This window comes from Streptomyces sp. NBC_01260, assembly GCF_036226405.1.
GTDB lineage: Bacteria > Actinomycetota > Actinomycetes > Streptomycetales > Streptomycetaceae > Streptomyces > Streptomyces laculatispora.
Genome location: NZ_CP108464.1, coordinates 3542355 through 3560612, shown reverse-complemented (window position 1 = coordinate 3560612; position 18258 = coordinate 3542355). Strand labels below are relative to the sequence as shown.

Annotated in this window: 15 protein-coding genes; 9 read left to right on the top strand and 6 right to left on the bottom strand. The window is 71.7% G+C overall.

What is annotated here, in order from left to right:
- Positions 1–220: 220 nt before the first annotated feature.
- The 3 genes from OG322_RS15630 to OG322_RS15620 all read left to right on the top strand — a co-directional run bounded on the left by OG322_RS15630 (position 221) and on the right by OG322_RS15620 (position 5851).
- The gene (locus OG322_RS15630; RefSeq protein WP_123460819.1) at positions 221–1147 is read left to right on the top strand and encodes a DUF3027 domain-containing protein; all 927 of its coding nucleotides are present in this window, start codon (positions 221–223) and stop codon (positions 1145–1147) included.
- A gap of 322 nt (positions 1148–1469) precedes the next feature.
- A complete protein-coding gene (locus tag OG322_RS15625) occupies positions 1470–4676 on the top strand; it encodes a sacsin N-terminal ATP-binding-like domain-containing protein (RefSeq protein ID WP_329307737.1) in 3207 nt (1068 codons plus the stop codon).
- A 239-nt stretch (positions 4677–4915) separates the two neighbouring features.
- Positions 4916–5851, top strand: coding sequence for a hypothetical protein (locus OG322_RS15620; protein WP_329306556.1), 936 nt, complete (start codon positions 4916–4918; stop codon positions 5849–5851).
- A 48-nt stretch (positions 5852–5899) separates the two neighbouring features.
- Here the strand turns inward: OG322_RS15620 and OG322_RS15615 are convergent, their stop codons facing one another.
- Both OG322_RS15615 and OG322_RS15610 read right to left on the bottom strand, forming a co-directional pair.
- On the bottom strand, positions 5900–8383 hold the full coding sequence (locus OG322_RS15615) for a cation-translocating P-type ATPase (protein ID WP_123460822.1): 2484 nt from the start codon (positions 8381–8383) through the stop codon (positions 5900–5902).
- A gap of 162 nt (positions 8384–8545) precedes the next feature.
- Positions 8546–8842, bottom strand: coding sequence for a DUF2530 domain-containing protein (locus OG322_RS15610; RefSeq protein ID WP_123460823.1), 297 nt, complete (start codon positions 8840–8842; stop codon positions 8546–8548).
- Between the two features lie 197 nt (positions 8843–9039).
- Here OG322_RS15610 and OG322_RS15605 point away from each other — a divergent pair, with 197 nt between their 5' ends.
- Positions 9040–10494 carry an NCS2 family permease gene (locus tag OG322_RS15605; RefSeq protein ID WP_123460824.1) on the top strand — a complete coding sequence of 485 codons (1455 nt, stop codon included), beginning with the start codon at positions 9040–9042 and terminating at the stop codon, positions 10492–10494.
- A 28-nt stretch (positions 10495–10522) separates the two neighbouring features.
- Here OG322_RS15605 and OG322_RS15600 read toward each other — a convergent pair whose 3' ends face one another.
- Positions 10523–10729, bottom strand: coding sequence for a ribbon-helix-helix protein, CopG family (locus OG322_RS15600; protein WP_185095349.1), 207 nt, complete (start codon positions 10727–10729; stop codon positions 10523–10525).
- Positions 10730–10874: 145 nt separating this feature from the next.
- On the opposite strand from OG322_RS15600, the gene OG322_RS15595 reads away from it, so the two are divergent.
- Both OG322_RS15595 and OG322_RS15590 read left to right on the top strand, forming a co-directional pair.
- Positions 10875–11315 carry a MarR family winged helix-turn-helix transcriptional regulator gene (locus OG322_RS15595; RefSeq protein ID WP_123460825.1) on the top strand — a complete coding sequence of 147 codons (441 nt, stop codon included), beginning with the start codon at positions 10875–10877 and terminating at the stop codon, positions 11313–11315.
- Between the two features lie 95 nt (positions 11316–11410).
- Entirely contained in the window at positions 11411–12745 is a 1335-nt protein-coding gene (locus tag OG322_RS15590; protein ID WP_123460826.1) for an MFS transporter, read from the top strand.
- A gap of 284 nt (positions 12746–13029) precedes the next feature.
- On the opposite strand, the gene OG322_RS15585 is transcribed toward OG322_RS15590, so the two are convergent.
- A complete protein-coding gene (locus OG322_RS15585; protein ID WP_123460827.1) occupies positions 13030–14025 on the bottom strand; it encodes an aldo/keto reductase in 996 nt (331 codons plus the stop codon).
- 275 nt (positions 14026–14300) lie between these two features.
- Complete coding sequence (gene pip, locus OG322_RS15580) at positions 14301–15278, bottom strand: prolyl aminopeptidase (protein WP_123460828.1); 978 nt, start codon at positions 15276–15278, stop codon at positions 14301–14303.
- A 278-nt stretch (positions 15279–15556) separates the two neighbouring features.
- On the opposite strand from pip, the gene OG322_RS15575 reads away from it, so the two are divergent.
- Positions 15557–15835, top strand: coding sequence for a hypothetical protein (locus OG322_RS15575; RefSeq protein ID WP_123460829.1), 279 nt, complete (start codon positions 15557–15559; stop codon positions 15833–15835).
- 31 nt (positions 15836–15866) lie between these two features.
- On the opposite strand, the gene OG322_RS15570 is transcribed toward OG322_RS15575, so the two are convergent.
- On the bottom strand, positions 15867–16856 hold the full coding sequence (locus tag OG322_RS15570) for a helix-turn-helix transcriptional regulator (protein ID WP_123460830.1): 990 nt from the start codon (positions 16854–16856) through the stop codon (positions 15867–15869).
- Positions 16857–17000: 144 nt separating this feature from the next.
- Here OG322_RS15570 and OG322_RS15565 point away from each other — a divergent pair, with 144 nt between their 5' ends.
- Complete coding sequence (locus OG322_RS15565) at positions 17001–17507, top strand: SDR family NAD(P)-dependent oxidoreductase (RefSeq protein ID WP_123460831.1); 507 nt, start codon at positions 17001–17003, stop codon at positions 17505–17507.
- Between the two features lie 46 nt (positions 17508–17553).
- Complete coding sequence (locus tag OG322_RS15560) at positions 17554–18159, top strand: response regulator transcription factor (RefSeq protein ID WP_123460832.1); 606 nt, start codon at positions 17554–17556, stop codon at positions 18157–18159.
- Positions 18160–18258: the final 99 nt, after the last annotated feature.

Sequence of the window (18258 nt, the reverse complement as noted above, 5' to 3'; positions counted from 1 at the left end):
CGGAGAGGGTAGCGTGCGTAGCGCGCCACCGGCGGTTGTTCTTGGCCGCGCGCCTCTCGGCGATCCCGCAGAATGGGTAGCAGAAGGTGCGCCCGAGGCAGGCACAACGGGTGTGGACGTCGACGCGGCCCCCAGGTCCGCTCCGCCCGCAACCGAATGGCCGAAATCGATGGATGTGCTGGCGCGCTCGTGAGACTGGCGTAGGAGAGAAGCGAGACCTGTGAGTGCTGCGACGACGAGAAGCCGTACGGCCCGTACCCCTGTTCCCGACCGTTTGTGCGCCGAGGCCGTAGACCTCGCCCGCGCGGCGGCCGAGGAGGCAGCCGCGCCAGGGGTCGTGGGCGAGCATGTGGACGTGGTCCCCGAGGGGGACCGGGTCGTCACGCACTACTTCGAGTGCCGGGACCCCGCCTACCGGGGCTGGCGCTGGGCGGTGACGGTCGCCAGGGCCTCCCGGGCGAAGAACGTCACGCTGGACGAAACGGTGCTGCTGCCCGGCGGCGACGCGCTGCTCGCGCCGGAGTGGGTGCCGTGGAGCGAGCGGCTGCGGCCGGGCGACATGGGGCCGGGCGATCTGCTGCCCACCGAGGCGGACGATCTGCGTCTGGAGCCCGGTTACACCGGCGACGACGAGCCGCCGCCCAACTCCCCGGTCTCCGGTGAGCTGGCCGACCTCGTCGAGTCGGAGGACGCGGAGCTGACGACGCGCCCGGAGCCGCCGCGCCGCGGTTCGATCGCGGCGGTCGCGGACGAGCTCGGGATGCGGCGTGCGCGGGTGCTGTCGCGGTACGGGCTGCACGTGGCGGCCGACCGCTGGGACGAGGGGTTCGGCGCGAAGACGCCGATGGCCCAGGCGGCTCCGGCCACCTGTGTGTCCTGTGCCTTCCTGGTGCCGCTGGCGGGGTCGCTGAAGCAGGCCTTCGGGGTGTGCGCGAACGAGTTCGGTCCGGCGGACGGGCACGTGGTGTCCCTGTCGTACGGCTGCGGCGGGCATTCGGAGGCCGCGGTGATGCCGAAGCCGCCGAAGCCGGCGCCGCACGCGCTGGACACGATGCAGGTGGACGAGTACCCGCTGCGTCCGGCGCGGGATTCCGGCTCGGTGCCGGTGGAGCCGGACGAGCCGTCGGAGGACCTCGGCCACTCGTAGGCGGCGGCCTGGGCGGGGTCCCTTGCGGGGGGTGCCGTCGCGGTGCGGGCTGCGGGGGTGCGTGCGGGGTGCTCCGGCGGGCCGGTTCCGTCCTCGATCGCCGGACGGGCTTGGTTCTGTGCGGGCTGCTCCGGTGCACCGTGCTGTCCTCGACCGCCGGACGGGCTTGATCGTTCCGCGTTGGCAGGGCCGTCGGCGGGCCCGTTCGTGGCGGCTTTCTCCAGCCCGTCCGGCGTGTGAGGACGAAGGGACCCGGTAGCTTCGGGGCGCACACTTGGCGTCACGGGTACGCCTAACCGGAAGAGGGAGTCACAGCGTGAGCATGAATGCGACCGAGGGGGCCGACCCATTCGGCACCGCACGGCTGCGGCGCCGCGTGCTCGACGCCTGGGGCGCCGGCCCCGCCCGCTTCCGTGAGGACGCCAACGCCGAGGAGGACCTCGCGCTCGGCGGCTACCGCGACCGCCTCGTCGTCGAGCTGGCCCAGAACGCCGCCGACGCCGCCGCCCGCGCCCAGGCGCCCGGCCGGCTCCGTCTCACCCTGCACCCCGCGACCGCCGACGCCCCCGCCGTCCTGGCCGCCGCGAACACCGGCGCGTCCCTGGACGCCACCGGGGTGGAGTCGCTGTCCACGCTGCGCGCCTCCGCCAAGCGCGAGGGACACGAGTCCGCCGTGGGCAGGTTCGGCGTCGGGTTCGCCGCCGTACTCGCGGTGAGCGACGAACCCGCCGTCATCGGCCGGCACGGCGGGGTGCGCTGGTCCCTCGCCGAGGCCCGCGGCCTGGCCCGGGAAGCCGCCGTCGGCAGCCCGGGACTCGGCGACGAGCTGCGCCGCCGCGACGGCCACGTACCCCTGCTGCGGCTCCCGCTGCCCGCCGAGGGCACCGCCCCGGACGGCTACGACACCGTCGTCGTCCTGCCGCTGCGGGACGGCGGCGCCGAGGACCTGGTCGGCCGGCTGCTGGACGCCGTCGATGACGCGCTGCTGCTCACCCTGAGCGGACTCGACGAGATCGTCATCGAAACCCCGGACACCGTACGGACGTTGAGCCGCTCGCAGCACGGCCCGTACACCCACGTCGTCGACTCGGCGCACGGTACGAACCGCTGGCGCACCGTCGCCCGCCACGGCCCCGTCGAGCCCGCCCTGCTCGCCGACCGCCCGCTGGAGGAACGGCTGCGCCCGCACTGGTCGGTGACCTGGGCCGTCCCGGTGGACGCGGAGGGCGCCCCGGTGCACCCCCGCACCGCCCCCGTCGTGCACGCGCCGACCCCCACCGACGAACCGCTCGGCGTACCCGCGCTGCTCATCGCGTCGCTGCCGCTGGACACCACCCGCCGCCACCCCGCGCCGGGCCCGCTCACCGACTTCCTGGTGCAGCGCGCGGCCGACGCGTACGCCGAACTGCTCGCCGACTGGCAGCCGGTCTCCGTCGCCACGATCGCCCTCGTGCCCGGACCGCTCGGCAAGGGCGAGCTGGACGGCGCGCTGCGCGGCGCGATCCTGGAGCGGCTGCCGCGCGTCGCGTTCCTGGAGCCGGCCGCCCCGCGCGACCCCGCCGCCGAGCCCGACCGGTGGGACAGCTGGGACACCGGGGCCGATGACGGCCGCAAGGCCACCACCGCCCTGCGGCCCATCGAGGCCGAGGTGCTGGAGGGGGTCGGTGCGGAGACGGTCGCGGTGCTGGCCGAGGTGCTGCCCTGTCTGCTGCCCGCCGGTCTGGAGCGCCGGGTCGAGCTGCGTACGCTCGGCGTCGCCCGGGTGCCGCTGACCGAGGCGATCGACCGGCTCGCCGGACTGGAGCGCGACCCGGGCTGGTGGCGGCGGCTGTACGACAGCCTGGCCGGTGTCGACCCGGACCGGCTCTCCGGGCTGCCGGTGCCGCTCGCCGGGACGGCGTCCCAGGGGGCGGACCCCGACGCCCCGGCCGTCCCCCGCACCACCATCGGCCCCCGGCAGGTCCTGCTCCCGCTCCCGGACGCGCTGACCGGCCCGGTCCTGGACCGGCTCGCCCGGCTCGGGCTGAAGGTCGCCCACCCGGACGCCGCGCACCCGCTCCTGGAGAAGCTGGGCGCCCTGCCCGCCACCCCGCGCGCCGTGCTGAGGACCCCGCAGGTGCGGGCCGCCGTCGCCGGTTCGCTGGACGCGGGCGAGATCTGGGACGAGGACGTGCCGACCGGCGACGAGCTGGCGGAGACCGTCCTCACCCTGGTCCGGGACGCCGGCCTGGCACCCGGCGACGAGGCCTGGCTCGGTGCGCTCGCGCTGCCGGACGAGGACGGCGAGCTCGCTCCGGCCGGTGAACTCGTGCTGCCCGGCAGCCCGTTCGCCTCCGTCATGCGTGAGGGTGAACTCGCCCTGTGCGAAGAGGAGCTGGCCGCCCGCTGGGGCGAGCAGCCGCTCACCGCCTGCGGGGTGCTGGCCACGTTCGCCCTGGTGCGGGCCACCGATGTGGTCCTGGACCCGGACGAACTGGAGCCCAGGGACGGCGACTTCGCCGAATCGGACGACGCCGGGCTGCTCGACGCCGTCGACGTGTGGTGCGAGGACATCCTCGACCAGCTCCCCGACACCCCGGTGCCGCCGGTCGCCACCGAACTCGTCGCCGTCCGCGACCTCGACCTGGTCGACGACGACGCCTGGCCCCAGGCGCTCGCGCTCCTCGCCCGGCCACCGCTGCGCGACGCGCTGACCCAGCCGGTACGGGTGCTGCTCCCGGACGGCACGACGCGGTCGGTGCGCCCGTACACCGCCTGGTGGCTTCGCGACCACCCGGTGCTGGACGGCCGCCGCCCGGCGGGCCTGCGCGCCGACGGGGGAGACCCCCGGCTGGCGGGCCTCTACGACTCCACCGACGCGACCGGCTTCGACGACGCCCAGGTGCTGCGCGCCCTCGGGGTCCGGACCTCGGTCGCCGCCCTGCTGGACGAGCCCGGCGGTGCGGCCGAACTCCTGGGCCGGCTCGCGGACGAGGACCGCCCGGTCGGTCCCGTACAACTGCACTCCCTGTACACGGCCCTGGCCGGCCTGGACCCGGAGCAGGTCACGCTGCCGGACGAGCTGCGGGCCGTGGTCGACGGCGAGGTGCGGGTCGTCGACGCGGCGGACGCGGTGATCGCGGACGCCCCCGATCTGCTGCCGCTGACCGAGGGGCTGCCGCTCCTGCCGGTCGCCCCGGCCAACGCGGCGGAGCTGGCCGAGCTGTTCCAGGTGCGGCGGCTCGGCGAGAGCGTCGAGGCGGAGGTGACGAGCGAGGGCGAGGAGCACCGGGTGCCGGAACCGGTGCGCATCCTGCTGGGCGCGGGGACCCCGCAGACGTACGTCGAGCACGGCGAACTGCGCGCGGGCGGCGTCGAACTGGACTGGCGCCGCACGCCGGACGGCATCGTGCACGCCGCGACCCTGGAGGGCGTCGCGGCGGGCCTGGCCTGGGCGGCGGGCCAGTGGCCGCGCCGCTTCGAGGTCGCGGCGCTGCTGGAGGACCCGTCGCGCACCGAGGAACTGGCCCGGGACCGCTGGTTCGACTGAGTGCGGCCCGCCTCCGGCCGGCGCGCGACCGGAGGCGGCGGCCGGTCCCGAGGACCACCGCCACGACCACCGGCCGGGGAACCGCAAGAAATCCGCGAGAAATCCCCAAGACCCGCACAACCCTTTACGGTTGGCGATGGTCTCGTCTCTGAAGCCACCAGGCTTCGTGCTTCACAGACGATCCTGGGTCCGGGCGAACGTATGCCGCGGACCCCCTTCTCCACCTTGGGGAACAGAACATGCGCCTTCGTGCCACCGTTGCCGCCGTCAGCGGCGCCCTGGCTCTTTCCGCTCTCGCCCTTCCTTCGGCCGCCCAGGCCGACGGCGGGCACGGTTCGACCGGATCGGCCGCCGCCGCGCGCGCGGCCCAGGCAGTCTCCGCCGCGAAGACCGGCGCGCGCTCGGTCGCGCCCGCGGCCGCGGCCGCGAGCACCCCGGGCCAGCTCGACCTCACCTTCTCCAAGCTCACGGTCAACGGCGGCAAGCCGATCGTCGTGGGCACCACGCTGACGAAGCGGGTGACGACCTCCTACACCGTGACGCACGCCGCCGACGTGAACGTCCTCGCCAAGGACTTCTTCCTCGACGTCTCGATCTACCGCGGTTCGTTCGACGACCCGACGAACGAGCTGTACAGCGACGCCGCCCCCGTCTGCAAGGCCGTCTCCGCCACGGTCGCCACCTGCAAGGGGCAGATCGCCGTCTGGCCCGAGTTCGACCTGCTGGGCAACGCCGACGCCACGAAGTGGAAGGCGATGGGCTTCGCCATCGACTACAACGGCCAGGACCCGGAGAACCCCGACCTCGGTGAGGTCGGCTTCGCCCTGCAGGACAAGCTGGGCACCGCCCTTCTCCAGCGCGCGTCGAAGCAGAGCGTTAACGCCTCTCCGGAGCCGGTCAAGAAGGGCAAGACCCTCACGGTCACCGGATGGCTGTCGCGGGCCAACTTCGACGACCTGAAGTACCACGGCTACACCGCCCAGCCGGTGAAGCTCCAGTTCCGCAAGAAGGGCAGCAGCACCTACACGACGGTGAAGACCGTCACGACGAACAACAAGGGCGACCTGAAGACCACGGTCAAGGCCTCGGTCGACGGCTACTGGCGCTACAGCTTCGCCGGTACGTCCACCACCCCCGCGGCCACCGCCACGGGCGACTACGTCGACGTGAAGTAGCCCCACCCGGGCCCCTCCCGGCTCGCTGTCCGGGCCGCCGCCTCCCCGCTACGCCGGGAAGCGGCGGCTCACCAGGCGCCAGGCGTACTCCAGGGCGGCCGAGGCGACCACGGCGATGCCCACCGCCGTCCACGGCATCTGCGCGCCCACCAGCTTCAGCGCGAAGAAGTTCTGGAGCCACGGCACCACGAGCACGATCAGGAACGCCAGGCCCATCGCCGCCACCAGGCAGATCCGCCACCACGTGTAGGGGCGGGCGATGATCGCCAGGACCCACATCGAGACCAGGAACAGTGTGAGGGTGGCCGCGCTGGTCTCGGCGTCCAGCGAGCCGGGGCCGACGTAGTAGTGCCGGGCGAGCAGGTACGTGGCGAAGGTGGCGACGGCCGCGATCGTGCCCGACGGGATCGCGTACCGCATGACGCGGCGCACGAAGTGCGGGTGCGCGCGCTCCTTGTTGGGGGCCAGGGCGAGGAAGAACGCCGGGATGCCGATCGTCAGCGTCGACAGCAGGGTCAGGTGCCGCGGCAGGAACGGGTAGTCGACCTGGAAGCAGACCACCAGGATGGCCAGCAGCACCGAGTAGACGGTCTTCGTCAGGAACAGGGTGGCGACCCGGGTGATGTTGCCGATGACCCGGCGGCCCTCGGCGACGACGGACGGCAGCGTCGCGAAGCTGTTGTTGAGCAGCACGATCTGGGCGACGGCCCTGGTCGCCTCCGAGCCGGAGCCCATCGAGACGCCGATGTCGGCGTCCTTGAGGGCGAGGACGTCATTGACCCCGTCGCCCGTCATCGCGACGGTGTGACCGCGGGACTGGAGGGCGGCGACCATCTCCCGCTTCTGCTGCGGGGTGACGCGGCCGAAGACCGCGTTCTCCTCCATGGCCGTGGCCATCTCGTCCGGATCGGTGGGCAGCCGGCGCGCGTCCACGGGGTGCTCGGCGCCCGGCAGGCCGAGCTTCGCGGCGACGGCGCCGACCGAGACGGCGTTGTCGCCGGAGATCACCTTGGTGGCGACCCGCTGGTCGGCGAAGTAGGCGAGCGTCTCCTGGGCGTCGGGCCGCAGCCGCTGCTCCAGGACGATCAGCGCGCTCGGTTCGCCCCCGGTACCGATCCCGGGGGCGTCGAGCGGGCCCTCGACGCGGGCCAGCAGCAGTACCCGCAGGCCCTGCCGGTTGAGCTGTTCGATCTCGGTGAGAGCCGGGTCGTCCTCGGGCAGCAGCACATCGGGGGCGCCGAGCAGCCAGCCGGAGGCCCGCCCGCCGTCCTCGTCGAAGGCGGCGCCGCTGTACTTGCGGGCCGAGGAGAACGGCAGCGACTGCGTGACGCCCCAGCCGTCGCCGTCCGGGACCGGGTAGGCGTCGATGATCGCCTGGAGGCTGGCGTTGGGCCGCGGGTCGGAGGCGCCGAAGGCGGCCAGCACGCGGCGCAGGTACGGCTCGTCCGTACCGTTCAGCGCGCGGACCTCGGTGACGTCCATGCCGCCCTCGGTGAGGGTGCCGGTCTTGTCCAGGCAGACGATGTCGACCCGGGCCAGGCCCTCGATGGCGGGGAGCTCCTGGACCAGGCACTGCTTGCGGCCCAGCCGTACGACCCCGATCGCGAAGGCGACCGAGGTGAGCAGGACCAGGCCCTCCGGGATCATCGGGACGATGCCGCCGACGGTCCGGGCGATGGAGGCCCTGAAGTTGTGTTCGTCCACCACGAGCTGGCTGAGGATGAGGCCGATCGCGGTCGGGATCATCATCCAGGTGACGTACTTGAGGATGGTGGAGATGCCGCTGCGCAGCTCGGACTGGACGAGCGTGAAGCGGGAGGCCTCCTCGGCGAGCTGCGCGGCGTAGGCCTCGCGGCCGACCTTGGTCGCGGCGAACGCCCCGCCGCCCGCGACGACGAAGCTGCCGGACATGACCGGGTCGCCGGGCCGTTTCAGCACCGGGTCGGCCTCGCCGGTGAGCAGTGATTCGTCGATCTCCAGGCTGTCGGACTCGGCGACCGAGCCGTCCACCACGACCTTGTCGCCGGGGCCGAGCTCGACGAGGTCGCCCAGGACGATCTCGGAGGTGGAGATCTCGGCCGCCACCCCGTCCCGCCGCACGGTGGGTTTGGCCTCGCCGATGACCGCGAGGCTGTCCAGGGTCTTCTTGGCCCGCCACTCCTGCACGATGCCGATGCCGGTGTTGGCGATGATCACGAAGCCGAAGAGGCTGTCCTGGATCGGCGCGACGGACAGCATGATCACCCAGAGCACGCCGATGATCAGGTTGAACCGGGTGAAGACGTTGGCGTGGACGATCTCGCGCAGGGACCGGGACGAGCGGACCGGGACGTCGTTCACCTCGCCGCGGGCGATCCGCTCGGCGACCTCGGCCGCGGTCAGCCCGCGGCCGCCGCCCGGAGCCGGCGGCTCGACCGGGTGCACCGGGTCGAGCTCGCTGCCGGCGTCGATCATCACCGGCCGCTCGGTGCCGGAGGGTATGGGGGATCTGTTCGGCTCATCCCCTGAGGGGTCGAGTGCCCGCTGAGTCATGGTTCAGACGGTACGGGTGTAACGTCCGGTTCACCCGCCGGATGGTCCGAAGATCAGACCGGGGGAGGACGGGAATCGTCCCGTGGTGGTACGGCGCGCCCGTCCGCCTCTGACTTTCGGCAGTGGCGCGGGGCCGCGGGCTGTGATTCCGGGAGCGGTGTGTCAGGCGGTGGCGCCGGGGGTGTCCCCGGGGCCGGTCTGTGGGGCGGCGGCAGCCGCGGCGGCCCGCTTGAGCGCGGCGTCGCGTCCCCGCACGTACCAGATGCCGATCAGGCCGAGGCCCGCACCGGCCAGGCAGGTCCACACCCACCACAGGTGCCCGTGGTCGTCGAACCAGCCGTAGAAGGGGAGCTGGACGAGGAAGAGGACGAACCAGAGGATCGTGCCGCCGGTGATGGTCGCGACGACGGGCCCCTCCAGGGGCTCGGGTGCCTCGTGCTTCGGTGTCCACTTCGCCATGCAGTCAGTGTAGGCGGCGTGTGGATAAAGGCCGCCCGGCCAGTCGGCCCATGGGTCTACGCGCGGAGATAGCGATCTTCGCCTTATGTATTCATACTGAATCTGCTTACGACTGTCTCGAATTATTCGTGTGAAAGTCCAAAGCTGACCAGTTTTAGTCCTCTTTTGGTTCCCTCTACGTATGACTGAGGTCCTTCATGCCCCCCTCGGCCACCGCTCCGGTCGACTCCGATCAGCCCCCGGCTCCCCAGCCCTCCGGCGGCCTGGACAGTTTCTTCAAGATCTCCGAGCGGGGGTCGTCGGTCGCGCGTGAGATCCGCGGCGGATTCGCCACCTTCTTCGCGATGGCGTACATCATCGTGCTGAACCCGATCATCCTGGGCAGCGCGAAGGACATGTACGGGCACCAGCTCGACAGTGGCCAGCTGGTCACCGCGACGGTGCTGGTCGCGGCCTTCTCCACGCTCCTGATGGGCGTCATCGGCAATGTGCCGATCGCGCTGGCCGCCGGCCTCGGCGTCAACACCGTCGTCGCCCTCCAGCTCGCCCCCCGGATGAGCTGGCCCGACGCGATGGGCATGGTCGTCCTCGCGGGCATCGTGGTCATGCTGCTGGTCGCCACCGGGCTGCGGGAACGCGTGATGAACGCCGTACCGACCTCGCTCCGCAAGGGCATCGCGATCGGTATCGGCCTCTTCATCCTGCTGATCGGCCTGGTCGACTCGGGCTTCGTCTCCCGTATCCCGGACGCCGCGCACACCACCGTCCCGCTTCAGCTCGGCAACGACGGCCACCTCAACGGCTGGCCGGTCCTGGTCTTCGTGCTCGGCGCGCTGCTCACCCTCGCGCTGATCGTCCGCAAGGTGCCGGGCGCGATCCTGATCTCCATCGTCACGATGACGGTCGTCGCGCTGATCATCGACGCGGTCGCGGACCTGCCGGGCGAGGCCTGGGGCCTGACCGTCCCGCACTGGCCGGGCAATCCGGTCGCCTCCCCGGACTTCGGGCTGATCGGCAAGGTCAGCCTGTTCGGCGGCTTCGACAAGGTCGGTGTGCTCACCGGCGTCCTGTTCGTCTTCACCGTGCTGCTGTCCTGCTTCTTCGACGCGATGGGCACCATCCTCGGCGTCGGCGACGAGGCCAAGCTGATGGACAAGGACGGCAACTTCCCCGGCATCAACAAGGTGCTGTTCGTCGACGGCATCGCGGTCGCCGCGGGCGGTGCGGGCTCCGCCTCGGCGGGCACCTGTTTCGTGGAGTCCACGGCGGGCGTCGGCGAGGGGGCCCGCACCGGCTTCGCGAGCATCGTGACGGGGCTGCTGTTCACGGCGGCGCTGTTCCTGACACCCCTGGCGACCATGGTCCCCTCGCAGGCGGCCACTCCGGCCCTGCTGGCGGTGGGCTTCCTGATCATCGCGGGCTCGGTGCGGGACATCGACTGGAGCGACTACACGCTCTCGATGCCGGCCTTCCTCGCCATGGTGATGATGCCGTTCACGTACTCGATCACCAACGGCATCGGTATCGGCTTCATCGCGTTCTGCGTGCTGCGGCTGGCCGCCGGGCGTGGTCGCTCGGTGCCGGTGGCCATGTACGTGGTGTCGGCGGTCTTCGTCTTCTACTACGCGATGCCGGCGCTCGGCCTCGCGTGATCCCTCGCGGGCGCACGGCCGACGGGGGTCAGGTGACCTCCTCGGCCGTGACCCCTTCCGCCCCGTAGAACTTCTCTGTCTCGTCGACGGCCGCCTGGAAGCGCTCGTCGAAGTCGTCGCGAATGAGCGTCCGGACCACATAGTCCTGGACGCTCATTCCGCGTCTGGCGGCGTGCTGCTTGAGCCGGTCGAGCAGCTCACCGTCTATCCGCAGGCTGAGCACTGTCGATCCCATGCCATGCAGGGTTACGTCCCCCGGGCCCGACACGCGTGACTTTCCGGAACCCACTCACTCGTTTGGGTGATCGATTGGTGATCCGGCTCTCGCGCGTGTACCACCGAGTGGTCTTTAGGGTAGGTAATGAGTTAAGCTAACAAACATGCCTGACCTGATCCACGACGGCGACAGTGCCGCCGCCGTGAGCTCCCTTCGTTCCGCCGTCATGCTGCTCGGCCGGCGCCTCAAGCACCAGCGCGTCGACGAGTCGCTGAGCCCCACCGAGATGTCGGTGCTCGGCACACTCGCGCGTTGCGGTTCGGCCACCCCCGGTGAGCTGGCCCGCAAGGAGCATGTGCAGCCGCCGTCGATGACCCGCATCGTCGCGCTGCTGGAAGCAAAGGGACTCGTCAGACTGGAACCGCACCCCGATGACCGTCGTCAGAAGATGGTCAGCCAGACCGAGCAGGCCGAGGCCATGCTCGCCGAGAGCCGCTCCAAGCGGAACGCCTGGCTGACCACCCTCGCCGAAGGCCTGGACGAGGACGAGTGGGAGACGCTGCGCAACGCGGCGCCCGTGCTGGAGAAGCTCGCCCACCTGTAGCGGAGCGGGCCGCGCCGGATCACAGCCGGCGCACCGCCCCACCGCCGCATCCCCGTCAGCCCGCGCAATGTCCACGCCCGAGGAGGCGAACCCTTTTGAGTACGGGATCCGGAGCAGACTCCGCCCCCGCACCGACTTCCACCCACGAGAGCAAGCCCGGCGGGACCTTCTCGTCGCTGAAGATCCGTAACTACCGCCTGTTCGCCACGGGCGCCGTGATCTCCAACACCGGTACCTGGATGTCCCGCATCACGCAGGACTGGCTCGTCCTGAGCCTCACCGGGTCCGCAGCCGCCGTCGGTATCACCACGGCACTCCAGTTCCTCCCCATGCTGCTCTTCGGTCTGTACGGCGGCGTCATCGCCGACCGCCTGCCGAAGCGCAAGCTCCTGCTCTTCAGCCAGGCCGCGCTTGGCCTGTGCGGTGTCGCACTCGCGGTGCTCACGCTCTCCGGCGTGGTCCAGGTGTGGCACGTCTACCTGATCGCCTTCCTGCTCGGCATGGTCACGGTCGTGGACAACCCGGCCCGCCAGTCGTTCGTCTCCGAGATGGTCGGCCCCGCCCAGCTGCGGAACGCGGTCAGCCTGAACTCGGCGAACTTCCAGTCCGCCCGGCTCATCGGTCCCGCCGTCGCGGGTGTGCTGATCACCACGGTCGGCAGCGGCTGGGCCTTCATGTTCAACGGCCTGTCGTTCCTCGCCCCGCTCGTCGGACTGATGATGATGCGCACGAGCGAGCTCCACAAGGCCGTCGTCGTACCGCGCGCCAAGGGACAGCTGCGCGAGGGCCTGCGCTACGTCTCCGGCCGTCCGGAGCTGATCTGGCCGATCGTCCTCGTCGGCTTCGTCGGCACGTTCGGCTTCAACTTCCCGATCTGGCTGACGGCCTTCGCGGACGAGGTCTTCGACGGCGGTGCCGGGATGTACTCGTTCTTCAACATCCTGATGGCGGCCGGTTCCCTCGCGGGCGCCCTCCTCGCCGCCCGCCGCCGCTCCTCACGGCTGCGGATGCTGGTGGCCGCGGGCACGGCGTTCGGCCTGCTGGAGATCATCGCCTCCATGGCGCCGTCCGTCTGGATCTTCGCGATCCTGCTCGTCCCGATCGGCATGATCGGTCTGACGACCAACATCAGCGCGAACACCAGCGTCCAGATGGCGGCCGACCCGGCCATGCGCGGCCGGGTGATGAGCCTGTACATGATGGTCTTCGCCGGCGGTACGCCGGTGGGCGCCCCGATCGTCGGCTGGATCAGCGATGTGTACGGCGTCCGGACCGGTATGGCGGTCGGCGGCGCGTTCTCGCTGGTGGCCGCGCTCGGCGTCGGCTTCATGCTGGCCCGCGTCGGCGGCCTGCGCCTCCAGGTCGACCTGCGTCCGGGCCGCCCGCATGTGCGGTTCGTCCCGCGCGAGCAGCTGGCTACGGCGGCCTGAGAGCTCTCGGTGCCCACGATTGCGGCCCCGACCGGGTATCCCGGTACGGGGCCGTATCGCGTGCGGCGGGACTCTCCGGACCTGCTCCGGGGAGCGGCCCCGGTACGAGGTGGTGCGGGCCTGGCCGCCGGGACGGTGAGCGGGGCGGTTACGCTCGTCGGGTGGACCCCAAGACCAGAAACCGCATTATGGCGGCCGTGCTCGTGCTGATGTTCGTCGTCGTCGCAGCGGCGGCCGCCCTCGGCTGATCTGTCTGCCGGGGACGGCCGCACGCGGGCCCGTTCCTACCAGGCGAAGTTCTCCGGCGACGGGCCCGGACCGGGGAAGATCCCGTCCAGGGCCGTCAGTACCTCGTCCGACAGTTCCAGCTCCACCGCGCGCAGCGCGGAGTCGAGCTGCTCGCGCGTCCGCGGACCGGAGATCGGGCCGGTGACGCCGGGCCGGGTCAGCAGCCAGGCCAGACCGGCCTCGCCGGGCTCCAGACCGTGCTTCTCCAGCAGGTCCTCGTACGCCTGGATCTGCGCTCGCACCTTCGGGTCGGCGAGCGCCTCGCCGGAGCGGCCCGAGGTGGACCGGGCGCCGCCGCCCTCGCGCTCCTTGCGGAGCGCGCCGCCGAGCAGCCCGCCGTGCAGCGGCGACCACGGGATGACTCCGAGGCCGTACTCGCGGGCGGCCGGGATGACCTCCATCTCGGCCCCCCGCTCCATCAGGTTGTAGATGCACTGCTCGCTGACCAGTCCGTAGCTGCCGCGTTGTTTGGCGACCTCATTGGCCTGGGCGATCTTGTATCCGGCGAAGTTGGAGGAGCCCGCGTAGAGGATCTTGCCCTGCTGGATCAGTACGTCGATGGCCTGCCAGATCTCCTCGACCGGGGTGGACCGGTCGACGTGGTGGAACTGGTAGAGGTCGATGTGGTCCGTCTGCAGCCGCTTCAGGCTGGCGTCCACGGCCCGGCGGATGTTGAGCGCGGACAGTTTGTCGTGGTTGGGCCAGGCCTCGCCGTCGGCGGCCATGTTGCCGTAGACCTTGGTGGCGAGGACGACCTTGTCGCGGCGGTCGCCTCCCTGGGCGAACCAGGTGCCGAGGATCTCCTCGGTACGGCCCTTGTTCTCGCCCCAGCCGTAGACGTTCGCGGTGTCGAAGAAATTGACACCCGCGTCCAGGGCGGCGTCCATGAGGGCGTGGCTGTCGCTCTCGTTGGTCTGGGGGCCGAAGTTCATCGTCCCCAGCACGAGGCGGCTGACTTTGAGTCCGGTGCGTCCGAGCTGCGTGTACTTCATGAGGCCAAGCCAACGCCTTGGAGTCCGCTCGAAGCAAGGGCGGATCTCCGCGGCGCGGCGGTCTCACCCGGTCCGCGGCGCCGCGGGTGCCGGGAGCCGGCCCAGGGCCAGTGCGGTGAGGAGCCAGATGCCGCAGGCGACCGGCAGTGTCGCCGCCGGACCGGAGCGGGGTCCCGTAGGCGAGCCCGCGAGGACCCCGCTGGGCGACGTGCAGCCGTTCGGGCGGGGCGGTGGGGGGCCCGCTCGGCGCCGGGTGGACGGGCGCGGCGGGCCCGCTATCGGTCCGCGAACCGGTCCAGCGCCGCCAGCACCGCCCGGCTCGTCGCCGCCCCGCCGAGATGGCCCGCGTCGTCGATCACGGTCAGTTCCGCGTCCGGCCACGCCTTCGCCAGCTCCCACGCGGTGCCCAGCGGGCCGCCCAGGTCGAACCGCCCGTGCACCAGCACGCCCGGGATTCCCGCCAGCCGCCCGGCGTCCCGGATCAGCTGCCCCTCCTCCAGCCAGGCGCCGTGGGAGAAGTAGTGCGCGCAGATCCGCACCAGTGCCTGCTGCGCGCGTGCGGGCCGGCCGCTGTACGGCGGCGGTCCGGTGTACGCCTCCTGGGAGAGCACCGCGTCCTCCCAGGCGCACCAGTCGGCCGTCGCCCGCGCCCGCACCTCCGGGTCGGGGCTCTCCGTCCGCCGGGCGTACGCGGCGAGCACGTCGGGGGTCGCGTCGCTCGCGGCCTCCGGGACCCCGGCCCGGAACCGGTCCCATGCCTCGGGGAAGATCCGCCCCGCGACCCGGTACAGCCAGTCGATCTCGGAGCGGCGGGTCGTGGTCACGGCCGGGATCACGATCTCGCTGACCCGCTCCGGGTACTGCTCGGCGTACGCGAGGATCAGCGTCGAGCCCCAGGAACCCCCGTAGAGCAGCCACTTGTCGATGCCCAGCCGGACGCGCAGCCGCTCCATGTCGGCGATCAGCCGGTCCGTCGTGTTGAACCGCATGTCGGCGGCCGGGTCGCTCGCGTGCGGGGTGGAGCGGCCGCAGCCCCGCTGGTCGAAGAGGATCACGCGGTAGCGTTCCGGGTCGAAGTACTGCCGGGGCCGCTCCGCGCACCCCGAGCCCGGTCCGCCGTGCACGACGACGGCGGGTTTGCCGGCCGGGTTGCCGCACGCCTCCCAGTACACGAGGTTGCCTTCGCCGACATCGAGCATCCCCTGCTCGTACGGCTCGATCGGCGGGTACTTCTCGTCCGGGCGGCGTTCCACGGTGGTGTCTCCCTCGGCTCAGCGGCGCGCAAAGGGGAACAGCCTAAGGGGTGTTGCTGGAGGGAGGCGGTCACGAGCGTGGTCCGCGGCTGGGCAACTCCCTGCCAGGCAGCTTCCTGGCCTCGCAGGAGGCGGACAGCCGGGCGGTGCCGGTGGTTATCTCATCTCAGCGGCCGGAACGCGGAAATCGCGAACCGGTCCGGGGGAGCTACCGAGCACCACTGGCTCCGAACGCACTGCCGATCCGGTCATCGTCGCGCCTGGAATGGAGACCAGCCATGTCCCGAGCCACCCGTGCCACCCGCTGTACCGCCGTCGTCACCACCCTGGCCGCCGGAGTGCTGGGCGCCCTCGTCTGGGCGGCTCCCGCTCAGGCCGCAGGGGTGGGCGTGGCGGCGACGCAGCACGGCACCCTCGACTTCGTGTGGCCGACGGCTCCGGGTGGCAACCCGCGTACGCCGGACGACTTCGTCTGGCCGGTCGCGCCGGGGGACGGATCGGGCGGCCAGCGGATGCCGGGCGACTTCGTGTGGCCGGTGGCGCCGGCCTCCTCGTGAAGCGGGCCGGTGGCACGGCGGGCGCCGCGCGTCAGATCCACTGCCGACGCGTCGCCTGCACCCCGGCCTCGAACCGGCTGGACGCGCCGAGCCGCTCCATCAGCTCGGCCATGATGCGCCGCTCGGTGCGGACCCCGATGCCCAGCGCACGGGCCACCGCGTCGTCGGTGAGACCGCTGGACAGGAGCTGGAGGAGCTTGCGCTCCTGCGGAGTGAGCCCGCAGGCCAGGGCCTCGCCCGGATGTCCGGGGCCGTGCAGGGGGGCCGCGTGTTCCCAGTACGCCTCGAACAGGGCCCGCATGGCGAGCACCACCGGCTGACTGCTGAACAGCAGCGCGGAGGGGCCCGCCTGACCGGGCAGGCCGGCGACGACGGCGGCGGTCGTGTCGACGATGAGCAGCCGCATCGGCAGGGTGGGTGAGGTACGGATCTCGCTGTCCCGTTCCGCCATCCACTGGGCGTGCGCCTTGGTCACCCGGTCGTTGGCGACGCTGTCGAGGTAGATCGAACGGAACCGGACCCCGCGGGCGAGTGCCCGCTCGTTCAGCGGCCGGCCCGCCTCGATCGACTCCTCGGTCAGCCCGCCCACGGGGTGGAAGGCCAGGGACTCGCGCTGGCAGGACTCGGCGAGGGCCTCCAGCCTGATCCGTATGTCGTCGACGTTGTCGAGCTGTTCGGTCCGGTCGGAGGAGGAGCGGCCGGAGGCCGTGTACTCGGCGGCGAGGGCGGCCAGCGCCGCGCGGTTCTGTTCGATGCGCTGCTGGCGCGCGGCCAGTTCGTCCTGTTCCCGCTGGAGCAGGACCTTCAGGCCGAGTGACGGGTTGACCGCGCGCAGGGTTCCGGGTGAGTCACGGGACGGTGCGAGCAGGGACAGCTGCGAGAGCCGTCCCAGGGCCTCCTCCACTCCACCGGTATCCATGTCGAGCAGCTGGGCGAGTTTGAGCGGATCGTGTTCCTTGTGGAAAAGGATCGCGCGGTAGACCGCGAGCGTCTCCTGATCGAGCGACGAAACCTCGTCCACGTGTGTCTCCCCCGGATCGCGGCCGACTCGTGCGCACGTGCCGAGTCAGGCACGTGGCAGTCGACGCAGGTCGCGTCGCGCACCACGCAACTCCCCTGGCTCACCAGTTCACACGTTCAACACATTAACTGCTCAGGAGCCGCGGTGTCCCATGCAGAGAGTTACGCGCCTGAAGCCCTCGAAGGCCGTGTCGTTCTCGTCGTCGACGCCACCACCGGAATTGGCCGGATCATCACCATCCGGCTCTGTGCCGCCGGCGCGAAGGTCGCGGTGGTCGGGGCGGAGCACCGGGGACGTGGCGACGACGCGGCCACCAACGCGGCCTTCCTCTGCAAGGAGTTGGCCGAGATCGGGATGGTTGCCCTGCCCTACCGGGCCGACATCGAACGGGCCGACACCTTCCGCACGCTGCCCGCCCAGATCGCCGCGGACCTGGGTTCCGTCGCCGTCTGCGTGGTGGTGATCCCCGCGGCCCCCTGCACCGGGGAGCGGACGGCGGCCTACCGCACCATGTCGGCGACGGTCGCCGCCGCGCTGCCGCCCGGCGCACGGCACATCGAGATCGACATGGCCGACTGCACCGAAGGCCATGAGGAGGCGGCCCACGGGCTCGTGGACCAGTTGCTGCACCGCAGACCGCAATCCTGCTGAGGATTCGCCGCTCAGCGGATCCGTCAACCATACGGGGGTTGATCACATGTCCGTACGAATCGTCGTCGCCGGCGACCACCAACTCGTCCTGGAAGCCTTCGCCGAGACCCTGAACAGTGCCGACGGACTGGAGGTCGTGGGGCTCGCCACGTCCTACGAGTCGGTGCTTCCCGCCGTCGAACGGCACCGGCCGACCGTGCTGTTGCTCGGTGAGTCCACCATGGGCGGCAAGGCCCTGCGGGCCGCCGCCGATGTGCGCACCCAGCACCTCAGGTGCGGTGTCGTGCTGATGGTGGGCGCGGCGACGCAGTCGGTGGTGGACCGGGCGGTCGCGGCCGGGGCGCTGGGCGTCGTACCGAAGAACGCGCGGCTGCCGCAGCTGATCACGACGCTGATGGGGGTGGCGGGGGGCTGTCTGACGGTCGATCCCTCGCTGCTGCGGACAGTGGCCGTGGGTGATGCCTCGCTGAGTGTGCGCGAGGTGGACGTGCTGCGGCTCACCGCCGGCGGGGCGACCGTCAAGGAGATCGCGGGGGAGCTGTTCCTGGCGGGCGGGACCGTACGCAATCTGACCTCGGCCGCGATCAAGAAGCTGGGTGGCCGCAACCGGTTCGACGCGGCCCGTATCGCGATCGAGCACGGGCTGCTGTGAGCGGCCCCCTGGGCAGCGTCCGGACACCCGCGTCGGCCCCGGCACAAGAGGTGCCGGGGCGTGGCGAGGTGATGCGGATCGTACGGATGGTGCTACGCG